Here is a 14,884-nt window from a genome sequence, read left to right on the forward strand (position 1 = left end):
CGAAAATGTATTATTAATATAGCTGGTCATTATATGGAAGGTGTGATTCTTTGAGAACGTTAATCATGATTTCCGTTGCTCTCCTCTTTACTGCTTGTGGTTATGGGGCTGTCGGTTCTAACGATGAACCTAACACATTGTTGCCAGGCGACTCTCCAGATATTTACGGTTATATCATGGAAAAAGATAGGGACGGAATCCTGGTGGTAAATCCGGAAGGCAAAGACTTCTCGCATACTAAAAAAGAAGAAGATTACCACGAAGCTATTCGAGTAAGGATGAACACAGATGCTGAAGTTGGCGCTGAGGTAGAAGTTTGGTTAGATGGGGGAGTAGAGGAATCCTACCCCGGTCAAGCCAATGGGGATAAGATAAAGGTCGTTCCGGAGAATAAGCCGGATGGTGCGGATCTTTATCCTTCTGAAGCCTTAAGAAAAGCGATAGAACAACACACACTGGGGCAAGGGGTTGTTGTTGTGGAGTCTTCTACTTATGAGTGAAGAGGACAGATGGAAAATAATACTAAAAAATACGTTTTCGACGGAAGAAGAAAGAGAGCGAATCGTTGTAAGAGACTGAGTCTGTATTTTTTGGAGGCTGACCCCAAGTGAGGCTGAAAGGGAGCGTAGGGTTGAGGGTTCGTCCTTGATACTACGCTTTTTCACGCTTTATATGCTTATATGTTCATATAAGCACTTTTTGTAGGTGCCAGAGATGGCGCACATAGAAAACATAGCTGAAATGGGATTTTCTATTTAATCCAAATGGTATATTATTCTCCCTTTAAAACTACTGAGAGCTAGTATAGCTTCATTGGTAATAAGGAGAAAGATAGAGGCTTTGTTACATAATTGTAAAATAATGTCGAAATATAGTGTGCTACGATGGTAGAGGAGAAAAAACAATCCATTCATACATAATCAGGAGGTACAATCTTTTGGGGAAGAAATTTTTCAGTGTCGTGTTAACAAGTCTTATGGCCATGGTCTTATTTGTACCACATACTCAGGCAGCATCCGTCTCAGGCGATGAAGTAATCAAACTTGCAAAAGAACAACTTGGAACGCCATATCAGTGGAGTGGAGAAACTACCGCTGGGTTCGATTGTTCCGGATTTACCTATTACATAATGGACAAAGTAGGAATTAGTCTTTCAAGGGGTTCCTATGATCAATATAAACAAGGGACCTATGTATCGAAATCAAACCTACAAAAAGGTGACTTGGTTTTCTTCTCGGGTACATATAAACAAGGAATTTCCCATGTAGGGTTTTATATCGGAGACGGGAAAATGATTTCGGCTACTAAAAGTAGAGGAGTTGCCATTGACCCTGTCTTCTCTGGTTATTGGGGAGATAAGTACACGGGTGCCAAAAGGTTTTTACATAACAGTTTTTTCAATGATGTATCCAGTGATTACTGGGCTTATGATGAAATAAAACAATTAAATAACGAAGGAATCATCAATGGATATTCTGATGGAAGTTTTGGACCTACAGATCATGTCACTAGAGCACAAGTAGCTATGATGGTGGGCAAGTCATTAAATCTTAATCCTTCTTCTTCTGCCCAATTCAAGGATGTTTCTTCTGCACACTGGGCATATGGTTACATCAATGCGGCTGTGAATGCTGGTCTGATCACTGGTTATGAGAACGGTACATTCCAACCAGATGAAGCGATTACCAGATCTGAAATAGCAGCGATCATCAATAGAGCTTTCGAATTTAGCAATAAAAGCAATTCTTATCGTTTTAAGGATATGAATTCTTCTCATTGGGCCTATGATGATGTGTATACATTAGCTTCGAATTCTATCACTTCAGGATATAATGACAACACATTCCGCCCTAATCAGGAAGCAACTAGAGCTGAATTCAGTGCTTTCTTGTATCGTGCTTTAAATTAAGGTTTCGGTGCCTGACCCCCAGTGCGTTAGATCATTAAAGGATGGCGTAGTATCAAAGGTTCTTAGGTGATACTACGCTCTTTTTTTTTGGAGTTTATATGTGTGTTTGCGCATATATGCATGTTTGCTTAAGAATGGTTTCAGTACCTGTTAGACTCTCCTTCAATCTTTTTTTATTCAATCCCCGTATTTTCTTCTAATAAAATCGTCTAATTATAAGAGGAGGAAGTCTTTTTTATTTCCAATTAATTGTGTACATTGGATCTATACATTACACAAGATCGGGAAAAAAAGTACTAAAACACAGAATGCTTATCATTAATAAAACATTTCACTTTCGAAATAATAAGAGCGAAGGGAGGGATAATCATGGCGCAAGGAAACAAGAAACGTTCGAATAAAAATGCAAAAATTCATGATCGTAAAGAAGAGAAACAGCCGAGGGAAAAACGATAATTGTATATAGATTGACAAGCAATCGGTGAATTTCTCGGCTTGAATTTTTGAAGAATGAGCATGAGAACAATACAACTTGTGCTCATTCTTTCAACAATACCCGGGAAATGACTACCTACTTACCTTCGAGTCGTACTGCCTTTCCCCTACTGAAGTGGATGATACTTTACAAACAAATAATGTAAGTGAACAAATTAAATCAGTGTATGATTATCCTCCCATCTTCATAGGATGCTTTGAAGGGTATGACCCGTCAAAATTCCTATGACCGAGGAGGGTGTTATGAAATATTGTAGAGAGTGTGGAAAGGCACTGGTCGAAGGTAATAAATTTTGTTTGGAATGTGGGCATCCAGTCGTTTCTGGATCTGATCCAACTTTTCAAAAGCCACCAACACAAACCAGGAGTCCGAAGAAGAAATTTACAAAGAAACAAAAACTATGGTGGGCAGTTGGCAGCGTTGGGTTTCTCCTTCTAGTCACAGCATACATAATAGCAGTCGATATGACTTCGAAAACTAAGCTTGTCCAAAAGTATGAAACGGCCATCGAGCAGAGTGATGCGAAGGCACTGGCTGATCTGTTTATTTTTGAAGACTCCGCTGAGAAAGTAGATGAAGAGGGCACACAGGCGTTTTTGGATTATCTTAAAGAATATCCGGAGGAAGCACAAGTCTTATTGGAGGAACTGGAAGGGCAGTTAGATAAGCCGAAGACGAGGAAAGATGAATTCTGGGATGAATGGCTGGATGAAGATTATTTCATCACCATTGTACAGGATGGGAAGTTCTTATTTTTTGACCGATATCGACTTGCCGTGGAGCCGGTCTATGTCACACTGTATACGGATTACAAAGGAACAAAAGTGAGCCACGGAGAAAAAGAGGTGTACACCGCTTCCGAAGACGATGAAGGACAGGAATATGGACCGCTATTCCCCGGAACCTATCAATTTTCTGCTGCTTATAAAAATCAAACAGCTGATTTGAAAACTACAGAAGACGTGGAGCTTTGGGATCGTTACAATGATGACGTTTACTTCCAAATGGAAGCAGACACGGTCACTTTTCAAACAGAATCCATGCCTGTTGATTCAGCCAAGCTGTATGTAAATGGAGAGCTGGTCGACTTCGATCCTTTTTCAGGGGAAGCTTATGGACCCGTCATGTTGGATGGTTCGATGAAAGCAGAAGTGGAGGCGGAATTTCCTTGGGGAGTCATGAAGTCAGACCCGATCGCCTTGGAGGAACAAGATGTGATGGTAACCTTCCAATTTACTGAAGAGATGGAAAGTGAAATCGCAGAAATCGTCGGGGAATATTATCAATCCTACTTGGAATCCTTTGAAACCCTGGGAGAACTCCCGCTGAAACAGGCAACCGCTGATTTTGGAGAAAATGTACAGGATCGTTTTGATGGATGGAACCAGGAAGGACACACAACTCAGCTCTGGGTGAAGAATTTTGAAATGGCGCGGGGAGATAAATATCTGACTAAGCGAAATGGTCAGTACTTTATCCAGGTAGATGTAAGGATGGAAGCTTTTGAAAGTCATTTTATAACCGAAGACGGACCGGGAGATCCTGGATTTTTTAATAACACCATAAGCTATAGCATGGTTTATGACGATGGTTGGAAAATAAATGATGAAGAATATTTCTCTATGGACTTTGAGGAGGACTTTAAGAAAACAGTTCCCATAATGGAAGACTCAGGAGTATTTCAGCTAGAGGTTTCTATGGAAGAGACACCGGTGGAAGAATCCGTTCAAAATTTACAAACCACGGATGCTGCCCAGTTTGTGATTGATTTCAGAAATGCGTATGCGGCTGCTTTAAATGCCGTGGACTTTTCAATCGCGGAGGATTATTTGCTGGACGATAGTACCGCCTACCATGAATTGAAGGGCTATATGGAAACAGAAGTCGAGGATGCTTTTGACTTTAATTTTACACTGAACAAACCATTGAATGTGGAGTCAAAGGATGATGGTGCAACTGTTTTAATGCATGAAAAGTTTATTTTTACTCATAATGGCGACGAAACTTACTATGATCGTGAGAAAGAGTACACGCTCATATTAGATGAGGATGGAAACTATAAAATTGAGAGAATTGACATCCTAGAAACTGCACGAGATTGATAGAGGCGCTTAGCGTCTCTTTTTTTACATTAAAATGTGACGTAAGCGAGTGTACTATTACTAATACGATATAAAAGAAGCGTGGCATCAAGATTTCCTAATCTTGATGCCACGCTTTTTCCATTCTCTTGAAGATCAACCTGTTCTTTTTCTATCCATTAAAAGGGCATGAACATATCGGTCATGCTGGCAATGACTTGGTTCACTACCACGCGAAGGAGGATGAATAGAATCAAATAAGTAAGCATGGTATGGAGGAAAGGGTCCAGGCCAAGCTTTCTGTCATGATGCAAAGAGTAAAGAGTAAATGGAATACTAGCTCCGAGTCCAAACAATATTAGCGCGTTTGTGAATGGAACCAAAGACACAAGTCCGAGTAATAAAAGTAAGCAGGTGACCGCTAGTAAGATCATTGGAATCGTCAGAAAGGTAACGAACCTCCCGGATACTTCTTTAAAGGACGGAGCTTGAGGATTTTTTATTTTTAGTAAAAAGAACATGGTGACACAGACGCATGTGATGGCTAGGAGTGCTGTGATCAAGACTGGGAAAAATACGGCCATGAACGGAACATCAAAACCGAAGCCAAAAAGTCCGAACATATCCGTTACTTTTTGAGTCGCAATATAAACCGTAAGTACGGAGAAAAGAAGGAATAATAAAAACGTATTCCTTGCTTTCGAAAAGTTATCATCGATTCCCTGTTGGAAAGCATTGGTGGGTTCTTTGCAAACCACTTTCAGATACTCGAAATAACTTTTCGTCCCTTCAATAAAATTTCCTTTTGTACCCTGGATACTTCCTGTTCTGGTTACAGCCGGTAAAGCTGCGCCTCCTTGTCCAAATGGTTGTGGAGCAATTTGATTTGCTTCCGGATTGGCTGAATTAGTATCGCTGCTATTGAAAGTTGTGTCCGGGTTAGCTTCGTTTTCCAGGGGTTCGAAAGACCTGCCACAGTTCCCGCAAAATTTCCCTCCTTGATAGGCTGCTTCACAGTTAGCGCAGTGTTGCATAGCAATCACTCCTTTTTGAGTATAAGTGCTGCTTATGTACTCCTCCTTTCGTTTGGGAATTAAGGCAATCATGAAATTATACTCAATTGAACACTTGTTAATGCCCATAAAATACAAAACACAAAGGACTTAGGAATCACTATAGAGATTATTCACTTTTATTTCCTCTTAGAGTAACATCAAACAAGAGATCCAAACGATTACGTCGTTCGCCAGTAAGAGTGCCAACTTTGCACATATGGCCAGGATCAGACATCATGTTAATACGCCAACGAATTATCGTTGGCGTGTGTTACAACGATTCGTTGACGCAAATGTTTGTAATCATATATAAACTCTCCTGTCCATTCCAGTAAAAAAACAGGAGGTTTTGTGAATCCACTGGTTAAATAGCTTCTTTAGCTTGATCAGGGCTTTCAACTTTAACAAATTCGGTATCTGGTAAAGGTTTGGTGAAAAAATTAGTCAAATAGATGAGATAAACACCACCAACAGCTACCCAGGATAATCCCCCTATGATGGTGGGAAAGTCTAGTAAAGCTAACAGCCATGCAATGAAAGCTGCTCCTATGAAAGGGAAAATCATGTTCGTCACCATTCCATTCATCGTACTTTTTTTGTTCTTGAAAAATAATGTGATGACACATACGTTCACAAAGAAGAAGGCACTGAGTGCTCCGAAGTTCACAAATCGAATCGCGTCATCAATACTGATGAAGATCGCTAATAAAGAAATGATTGAAGCAATCACAATATTAATGACAGGGGTCTTAGATACAGGATGAACAAATCCGAACCATTTCTTTGGAAGGATGGAATCTCGTCCCATTACATAAAGCAATCTTGAAACACTTGTGACAGAAGCAAGCCCTTGAGTGAAAATGGCTGCAATTAAGACAGTGATAAAAATAGAGCGGAGAAAACTCCCTCCAACCACCCCGACGAGTTCGAGGGCAGCAGAATCAGGATCGGCAAAGGTTAGATTGGGAAGAGCTGTCTGGATGAAGTAGGACGTGCCGACATGGAGAAATGCAATAATGCCAATCATAATAAAAATGGCTTTTGGAATCGTTTTTTTCGGTTGAATGGTTTCTTCTGAGAGGGTGGTCATGGTGTCAAATCCAAGGAAGGAAAATACGACGATCGAAGCTCCTGCCAGAACAACAGGAAGGGACATATCAACATTTACAAATGGCTCTAGGGTTACTAAGCTGCCAGCGCCATCTGAATGCAGCAATCCATAGGCCAAATAGGCACAAAAAACAATCATAAAAATGATTTGCATGATAACGAAAAGGCGGCTGATGTTCGCAGAAGAGTTCACCCCTTTGATCGCTATCGCAGCAAGAAGGACAATCAATCCAATGATCCACACATAGGTGGGAACAGAAGGAATTTCGGCATGAAGGAAAATTCCAAATGTAATACAGGCAATAATAGGAGCGAAAAGGTAATTAAGAAGCAGTACCCATCCTACTAAAAACCCTACATTTGGGTGAATCGCTTTTTTGGCAAAAGTGTAAGCCGACCCGGAAATAGGGATTTTCTTGGCCATAATGGCATAGCTTGCTCCTGTGAAAAGTACAGCGAGAACGGCCGTCATATAGGAAGCTGTAAGAAAACCGTTCGATCCTTCGTAAGCGACACCGAATACGGAAAAATAAATCATCGGCGTATTCCAAGCGAGACCTAAGAAAATGACCTGCCACAACGTCAATGTCCTCTTCAATTCTGTTTGTTTTTTCATAATTACCCCTTTCTAGAGTCGTAAGTGATTACCTCGAGCCTTTCGATTGAAAAACTTATAAACTCTATTCTTTGGATAAAATTAGAAGAATGCAACAGTTGTGTTAGATTTTCTAACATAAGCTGAGAGATGATTTAAGGTAATGAATGCCTTTTCATTGGCTTGGGATAAAGGTTACAGCCCAAAGAAAGTTTTTTGATAAATCTGCGGAATTTCATAGATGGATATAAATTAGAAAAAGCCTCTGGTAAAATTCGGGAAAAAAGTATGTCAGAAAATCTAACATAGTAGTTGAAGAGGGGAATTGGATTAGCTATACTGCTCACAACATCAAAATTTCATAAGGGTTCTCGAATAAGAGAACAAAAAAGCTTTCTAGGGTTCCGTTGATTGAAAATGATCAAGTCTGGTCCGAGAGAAAGCGATATAGGGAAAACCTATATACACGGAGGGACAAAAGCCTGGGAGATGACAAATCTTCCAGGCTTTTTTTATTTATCTTTTTCCCTCATCAAATTTTAAGGAGGAGTCAAAATGGAAAGACTTTGGAGTTTAACACTTGGTTCCGGTGCAAAGTGGTCTGGAAATATTTCAAAAGGGAAGCTGATTCGAGTAACAGCGCTTGAAGATGGAGCGAACCTGTCAGGACTTCTATTCAATGCCGCAGACTTAACCGAAAGTTACAACATGCCTGATACATTAAAAGGACAGCACATCTCGCGACTAACGAAAGGTAATGTCCTAATGAGTGACAACGGACGGGCGATGGCGAGTTTTGTTGAGGATGATCTGAATTGGCACGACCCTATTGGAGGCTATACCACCCGTCGAGGAACAGATAAGAAGTATGGGGCAACAACGTTTCAGGAAAATCAAAACGAATGGTTCCGAAGCGGGGAAGAAAATCTGGCGGTGGAATTAATGAGGAATGGCTTGCAGTCTAGGGATATGGTGCCTGTCTTTAATCTTTTTTCTAAAATCCATGTCGATGATTCAGGGTCGATGCATTTCGTGGAGGATCATTGTAAACAAGGAGATGCAGTGACTCTAAGAACTGAAATGGATCTCGTCCTTCTCCTTTCTAACACACCGAACCCCCATGACCCGCGGACCAATTATCCGTCTGTTCCGATCCTATTGGAGGTCTTTCCTGCTGAACCGATTAAGGAAGATGATAACTGTGTAAACAATCGTCCGGAAAATAAAAGAGCGTTTGAAAATACATGGGATTATTACAAGCTAGTAACTCAATAACTTCAGAAAGCCGAGGAGGAATTTATATAATGACTATTTTAACTAAAGTGAAAAGTTCCCGCGAAGCAGTTGAGGCCGTTTATGATTATGGCCTTCCAGCAGGTGAAGGGTGGATGTATGAATTACTGCCTGGTCAAGTATTACGCATCGTGGATACAGAAGGGAATCAGGCTGCGGACACACTTTTCTATGATGCTGACCATCCCGAGGATCATTACAGTGCAATCCAAACGATTTCTGAGCAGCAGAATGTGTATTTAACAACAGGTTCTAAACTGCTTGCTGAATCAGGGAAGGAACTCCTTGAAATTGTCGCAGATACAGTAGGCCGCCATGACACATTGGGAGGAGCTTGCTCAGCCCAAAGCAACACGGTTAGATATGCACATGACCGCCTTCCTATGCACAACTGCCGGGACAACTTCATGCTCCAGCTTGCGAAACATGGAGAGAGTTTCACGAAAAGGGATCTTGCGCCAAACATCAATTTCTTCATGAATGTCCCGGTTACTCAATCGGGTGGATTATCGTTTGAAGATGGAATATCAGGGCCGGGGCATTATGTGGAAATGAAAGCGAAATGCCGTACGAAAGTCTTGATTAGTAACTGCCCACAGTTGAACAATCCTTGTAGCGGATACAACCCGACATCCATCCGTCTTCTCGTATGGGACCAATAGTGTACGTTTAATTGTCGGAACATTCTTATAATAAAATGAAGAGGGGTTATTATTATTTTTTCTAAAGTACTGATTGCCAATCGCGGACCTATTGCTGTACGTATTGAACGGACTTTGAAAAAGCTTGGGATTGCTTCTGTAGCTGTCTATACGAAAGCGGACCAGGACAGCCTTCACGTTGACCATGCGGATGAGGCGGTGGAGATTGGAGATGGTCCTGCGGGAGAGAGCTACTTAAATGCTGATCTTATTCTCCAAACGGCGGTCAAAACAGGAGCAGAAGCTATTCACCCCGGATATGGTTTTCTGAGTGAAAATGCAGCGTTTGCCCGCGCCTGTGAGGAAAAAGGCATTGTTTTCATCGGCCCTACAGCTGATCAGATGGAGACCTTCGGGTTGAAGCATTCAGCGCGGGAAATGGCTGAGAAGGCAGGGGTCCCATTACTTCCAGGTACCGATTTGATAGAGAATTTAAAAGAAGCGAAAGAAGCGGCGAATTCGATCGGTTATCCGGTTATTTTAAAAAGTACAGCAGGAGGCGGCGGCATAGGCATGCGTGTTTGTGCGGATGAAGAAGCATTAAGTACGGCCTTTGAAGGCGTCCGGCACCTGGCCGAGACGAATTTCAAAGATGGAGGACTATTCTTAGAGAAATTCATAGCCAAAGCCCGTCATGTGGAAGTTCAGATCTTCGGACAATCAAGTGGGAAAGTAGTGGCTTTAGGAGAAAGAGATTGTTCTATACAGCGAAGAAATCAGAAGGTGATTGAGGAAAGTCCTGCTCCTGGTTTGACAGAAGAAACACGAATGAGCATGGCTGAAGCAGCTGAACGACTTGCTTTAGCGTCTGGATACAGCAGCGCAGGTACGGTGGAATTCTTATATGACCCTGAATCCCGTGAATTTTATTTCTTAGAAGTAAACACAAGGCTTCAAGTCGAGCATGGCGTGACCGAAGAGGTCTTTAACATAGATTTAGTGGAATGGATGGTTAAAGAAGCGTCAGGAGATTTAGGTGATCTTGACAGAGAAGAATTGCAAACTCAAGGTCACAGTATTCAAGCGAGAATTTACGCGGAAGACTGCCTGCATGATTTTCGCCCGAGCGCCGGATTTTTAGACAAAGTGGCGTTTTCAAGTGAAGCAAGAAATGAAACATGGGTGAATGACGGAGTAACGGTTACCACGTTGTACGACCCTATGCTTGCTAAAGTAATTGTCCGCGGCAACGACCGGCAGGAAGCGGTTGATAAACTGAAATCGGCCCTGTCCCAAACAAAGATGTACGGGGTCACATCGAACATTCAATATCTCCAGTCTCTCCTGGGCGAATCCAGGTTCCAAAAAGGCGACGTATTCACGCAGCTGTTGGCGGATTTCCAACCAGAAGAGAATGCCTTGGAAGTCCTTGATGGCGGGGTGCAGACAACCGTTCAAGATTATCCAGGACGGACCGGGCACTGGGATGTAGGCGTTCCCCCATGCGGTCCAATGGATTCTTATTCCTTCCGCATCGGCAATCAATTGCTTGGAAATGACGAAGATGCCCCTGGATTAGAGCTTACTTTAAGGGGAGGTGCCTACCGTTTTCGAAGCGGCATGTGGTTCTGTGTAACAGGTGCAGATATGACGCCAGAATTAGATGGAAATCCAGTACCACTCTATAAGCCTGTTCGAGCCGAAAGAGGCCAGACCTTGTCATTTAAAGAAACCAGCAAAGGCATGCGCACTTATTTATTAATTGAAGGCGGATTTGATATGCCGAAGATCCTCGGAAGTTCCTCAACATTTACGCTAGGTGGATTCGGTGGTCACAGTGGAAGGGCCCTTCGTGCGGGTGATGTGCTGGGTATTCGTGGAGGCATCCACCCGGGAATCGTGCAGGAAGTCCCTTTGGAGAAACAGCCGCAGTTAACGAATCACTGGACGATTGGAGTTATACCAGGCCCGCATTGTACAGAGGAATATTTGCAGGAGGATTATTTGAATCAGTTGACGGAAACGGAGTGGGAAGTTCATTTTAACAGCTCCCGCACTGGAGTCCGTCTAAAAGGACCAGCTCCTCATTGGACGAGAGAGGACGGAGGAGAGGCAGGACTTCACCCTTCTAATATTCACGATAATGCTTATGCTGTAGGGACACTTGATTTGACGGGGGATATGCCGATTCTGCTTGGGCCTGATGGGCCGAGCCTTGGTGGGTTTGTTTGTCCGGTAACGACAGCTTCTGCTGAATTTTGGAAGATTGGTCAGCTATCCCCAGGCGATACCATACGTTTTCAACTGTTAAGTATAGAGGAGGCCAATGATCTCCGTAAGATTCAAGAAGAAAAACTGGCAGGCATCGGTTCGGGAGAATGGGCGGATATTACCAAAGATGCGCTTCCTGTACCCAATCCTAAACTGGACTCAAACTATCCGATTTTTAAGTATGAAGAAACAGGACGCAGATTTCCAATTACCATACGTTGCAGTGGGGATGAATATCTCCTCGTTGAATACGGAGAAATGGAATTGGATTTGAAGCTTCGTTTCCAGGTGCAAGTATTAATGGAAGAAATTAAATCGCAAAATTGTCTTCCGGTTATCGAGATGACCCCAGGCGTCCGTTCTCTCCAGGTCCACATTGATCCGTTGAAAATGTCTGTCAAGGAAGCGAGTCAAAAAATCATGGAAATTGATGAACAATTGCCACCGCTTGAATCGCTTGAGGTTCCATCAAGAATTGTGAAGCTTCCGTTATCCTGGAACGACCCATCTACCCAGCTGGCGACCGAACGCTACGAGCAGAATGTTCGTCCTGATGCTCCGTGGTGTCCGGATAACATAGAATTCATCAGACGTATCAATGGTCTTGAGACCATTGAAGATGTGAAAAAGGTTGTGTTTGACGCGAATTACCTTGTGCTCGGTCTTGGAGATGTGTATTTAGGAGCACCACTCGCTACTCCTACCGATCCAAGGCATCGACTTGTTACGACGAAGTATAACCCGGCCAGAACCTGGACGCCGGAAAACGCTGTTGGTATCGGTGGTTCCTACATGTGCGTCTACGGAATGGAAGGGCCCGGGGGCTACCAATTTGTAGGGCGGACCATTCAAATGTGGAACCCGCTTCGCTCCACAGAAAGCTTCGAACCAGGAAAGCCATGGCTGCTCCGCTTTTTTGATCAAATTCAATATTATTCAGTAGAACCGGATGAATTAATGAGATTAAGAGAAGACTTCCTGCGTGGACGTTTTGAAGCGGATATTACAGAAACCACCTTCAACCTGGGAGAGTATCTCGAATTTCAGGAATCTATTAAAGAGAGTGCAAAGGAATTTAAAGATCATCAGCAAGCATCATTTCAAGCAGAAAGAGAAAGATGGAAAGAACTCGGTATTGCTGAACATGTAGGAGAGGAAGATACAGGTCAATCGATAATTGAAGAAGACGTACCTGAAGGAGAAACAGCCGCCCGCTGCCAAATGCCGGGCAGTGTATGGAAAGTTCTCGTTTCCCCTGGTGATTATGTACAAAAAGGAGACACTCTTATAATAGAAGAAAGTATGAAAATGGAGTTCCCACAACAGGCTCCTTGTGATGGGTATATCGTATCTGTAAGTGTAAAGCCTGGTGACCAGGTGCATGCAGGACAATTGATTGCAAGTATTAAAGAAGAAAAGGTGGTGGCGGCCCATTGAGAACGATTCCTTGGAATATAACCATTCATTGGCTGCAGGAAAACTACAGAGAAGGGAATGTGACCCCTCGTGAAATTATCAATGAAATCATAGATCGGTTTGAGAAAGATACAGACATGAACATTTGGATTACACCTCCTAATATAGAAACAATAGAGTTTTATCTCAAGCGTTTGGAATACCTGGACCCTAAAGACCACCCCTTATGGGGAGTGCCTTTTGCTATCAAAGATAACATTGATTTAAAAGATGTACCTACGACAGCTGGTTGTGAGGAGTATGCGTATACCCCGGACGAACATGCAACGATTGTCGAGCGGTTGATTCGTGCGGGTGCCATTCCAGTTGGAAAAGCGAATCTTGATCAATTCGCCACAGGGCTTGTGGGCACGAGGAGTCCTTACGGGGAAACACATAACTCCATACGTAAAGAAATGATCAGTGGTGGTTCAAGCTCAGGATCTGCTGTAGCCGTTGCCCGCGGCCAGGCTGCTTTTTCATTAGGAACAGACACGGCTGGTTCCGGTCGCGTTCCGGCTGCTTTGAACAACTTGGTGGGATATAAACCGAGTTTAGGTGCCTGGTCGAAAAAAGGGGTCGTACCTGCTTGTGAAAGCGTGGATACAGTATCTGTGTTTGCTCATACGCTGAATGATGCACTTATGGTTGATCAGCAAGTAAGAGCAAAAGACGCGTCTGACCCATGGTCGAAAAAAATGTCTTCTGAGAAAACATCGCCCCTTAAGAAAATCTGCCTTCCGAGCGAGCCGGTTGAATTTTTCGGAAGTTATAAAACCGAATATGAGAAAGCCTGGGAAAGAACGAAAGAAAAGATAAAGAGCCTCCCTCTTCCTATAGAGTACGTGAATCCACGGATATTTGAACAAGCGGCTGAAATTCTATATGGAGGTCCGTGGATATCCGAAAGGTGGTCCGCTTTAGGAGGGTTCCTAGAATCCCATCCTGATGCTCTTCACCCGGTCACAGAAAAAGTCATACGATCCGGTGCACCCGACCAGTATGATGCCGCTTCATTATTTGATAGCATCCATAAGCTGCAATCATTAAAGCGGGAAGCGGAAGAGCTTCTTCGTGAGAGTGTACTAATCATGCCTACTTGTGGTGGAACTTGGACAAGAGATGAAGTAAGAAAAAATCCAGTCTCAGCCAACAGTGATATGGGGCGTTTTACGAATCATTGTAACTTGCTCGATCTGGCCGCTGTAGCCATTCCTTCAGGCGATGCCGCAGAGGAAATCCCGTTCGGAATTACGTTGTTCAGCTTGTCCGACCAGGAAGACATCATGGTGGAAGCGGCAGAGTTATGTATGAGAGAGCGTACTCCTATACTTGGAGAGGAGAGTACCTGCCTGGCTGTTTGTGGTCTTCATATGAGAGGCTATTCTTTAGAGAAGCAAATGATAGAATTGGGCGCTGAATTTATCAAAGAAGATAAAACGGCTCCCATTTATCAGCTTATGAAACTACCTGGTCAACCAGCCAAACCAGGCATGATTAAGCAAGTCCATGGGGGAACAAGTATTGAAGTCGAATTGTGGGACATGCCTCTTCGTTCTCTGGGCCGGTTGATTACTTCTATTCCCGCTCCTTTGGGGATAGGGAAGGTAGAGCTTCAGGATGGGAGTGAAGTGCCGGGGTTTATCTGCGAGGGGTATGCAGAAGAAACAGCTGAAGATATTTCCGCACTAGGGGGTTGGAGACAGCTCAAAACTTGAGGTGAACCTTTTCAGGATCCTGATCCCTGGTTTGGTAGAGAGTAAGGATTAGCGTAGTATCAAGTATTTAATAGCGATATTGCGTATTTTTCTTCTGATGCCTTGCTTTGAGCAAGTGTGGAGGAGGTTCAGCTACCATGTGTAGCGGGTTGCCCAAATGTTTTGGTCATGCCTTTTGGTGCTTTACAAGGGTAGAGACAAAAACAGGAAAATTTGGAGGGATGGTGTAGAAACCATAATAATAAGAAACATGTTGCTGA

General features: G+C 43.0%; 9 protein-coding genes and 1 riboswitch. Of the genes, 7 read left to right on the plus strand and 2 right to left on the minus strand.

The features are described 5' to 3' along the window. Nucleotides 1–50: 50 nt before the first annotated feature. The 3 genes from DYE48_RS18650 to DYE48_RS18660 all read left to right on the plus strand — a co-directional run bounded on the left by DYE48_RS18650 (nucleotide 51) and on the right by DYE48_RS18660 (nucleotide 4,507). Nucleotides 51–500 carry a DUF3221 domain-containing protein gene (locus DYE48_RS18650; protein WP_115824879.1) on the plus strand — a complete coding sequence of 150 codons (450 nt, stop codon included), beginning with the start codon at nucleotides 51–53 and terminating at the stop codon, nucleotides 498–500. A 437-nt stretch (nucleotides 501–937) separates the two neighbouring features. Next, the gene (locus DYE48_RS18655; RefSeq protein WP_244199479.1) at nucleotides 938–1,909 is read left to right on the plus strand and encodes a C40 family peptidase; all 972 of its coding nucleotides are present in this window, start codon (nucleotides 938–940) and stop codon (nucleotides 1,907–1,909) included. 738 nt (nucleotides 1,910–2,647) lie between these two features. Next, a complete protein-coding gene (locus DYE48_RS18660) occupies nucleotides 2,648–4,507 on the plus strand; it encodes a zinc ribbon domain-containing protein (RefSeq protein WP_167449551.1) in 1,860 nt (619 codons plus the stop codon). Nucleotides 4,508–4,665: 158 nt separating this feature from the next. Here the strand turns inward: DYE48_RS18660 and DYE48_RS18665 are convergent, their stop codons facing one another. Both DYE48_RS18665 and DYE48_RS18670 read right to left on the minus strand, forming a co-directional pair. Further along, nucleotides 4,666–5,520 carry a hypothetical protein gene (locus tag DYE48_RS18665; protein ID WP_115824881.1) on the minus strand — a complete coding sequence of 285 codons (855 nt, stop codon included), beginning with the start codon at nucleotides 5,518–5,520 and terminating at the stop codon, nucleotides 4,666–4,668. 385 nt (nucleotides 5,521–5,905) lie between these two features. Continuing rightward, nucleotides 5,906–7,267, minus strand: a complete 1,362-nt coding sequence (locus DYE48_RS18670; protein ID WP_115824882.1) for an APC family permease — start codon at nucleotides 7,265–7,267, stop codon at nucleotides 5,906–5,908. Nucleotides 7,268–7,631: 364 nt separating this feature from the next. Next, a riboswitch (guanidine-I (ykkC/yxkD leader) is annotated at nucleotides 7,632–7,737 on the plus strand. A gap of 64 nt (nucleotides 7,738–7,801) precedes the next feature. On the opposite strand from DYE48_RS18670, the gene DYE48_RS18675 reads away from it, so the two are divergent. Genes DYE48_RS18675 through atzF form a run of 4 tightly spaced genes read left to right on the plus strand, consistent with a single transcriptional unit; the run spans nucleotide 7,802 to nucleotide 14,624 of the window. Further along, on the plus strand, nucleotides 7,802–8,521 hold the full coding sequence (locus DYE48_RS18675; RefSeq protein WP_115824883.1) for an urea amidolyase associated protein UAAP1: 720 nt from the start codon (nucleotides 7,802–7,804) through the stop codon (nucleotides 8,519–8,521). A 29-nt stretch (nucleotides 8,522–8,550) separates the two neighbouring features. Beyond that, on the plus strand, nucleotides 8,551–9,201 hold the full coding sequence (locus DYE48_RS18680; protein ID WP_115824884.1) for an urea amidolyase associated protein UAAP2: 651 nt from the start codon (nucleotides 8,551–8,553) through the stop codon (nucleotides 9,199–9,201). Between the two features lie 54 nt (nucleotides 9,202–9,255). Further along, nucleotides 9,256–12,888 (plus strand): urea carboxylase, encoded by a 3,633-nt coding sequence (gene uca, locus DYE48_RS18685; RefSeq protein WP_115824885.1) that lies wholly within the window; start codon nucleotides 9,256–9,258, stop codon nucleotides 12,886–12,888. Continuing rightward, nucleotides 12,885–14,624, plus strand: coding sequence for an allophanate hydrolase (gene atzF, locus DYE48_RS18690; protein WP_115824886.1), 1,740 nt, complete (start codon nucleotides 12,885–12,887; stop codon nucleotides 14,622–14,624). Before uca ends, atzF begins: the two co-directional genes overlap by 4 nt. Nucleotides 14,625–14,884 lie beyond the last annotated feature (260 nt).

The sequence above is a fragment of the Halobacillus trueperi genome (genome assembly GCF_003386945.1).
Taxonomy (GTDB): Bacteria; Bacillota; Bacilli; order Bacillales; family Halobacillaceae; genus Halobacillus; species Halobacillus aidingensis.

Excerpts from the sequence above, each read along its gene's own strand:
- DYE48_RS18660 (WP_167449551.1), top strand. The coding sequence starts at position 2,648 with ATGAAATATTGTAGAGAGTGTGGAAAGGCACTGGTCGAAGGTAATAAA.
- DYE48_RS18665 (WP_115824881.1), bottom strand. The coding sequence starts at position 5,520 with ATGCAACACTGCGCTAACTGTGAAGCAGCCTATCAAGGAGGGAAATTT.
- DYE48_RS18670 (WP_115824882.1), bottom strand. The coding sequence starts at position 7,267 with ATGAAAAAACAAACAGAATTGAAGAGGACATTGACGTTGTGGCAGGTC.
- DYE48_RS18675 (WP_115824883.1), top strand. The coding sequence starts at position 7,802 with ATGGAAAGACTTTGGAGTTTAACACTTGGTTCCGGTGCAAAGTGGTCT.
- DYE48_RS18680 (WP_115824884.1), top strand. The coding sequence starts at position 8,551 with ATGACTATTTTAACTAAAGTGAAAAGTTCCCGCGAAGCAGTTGAGGCC.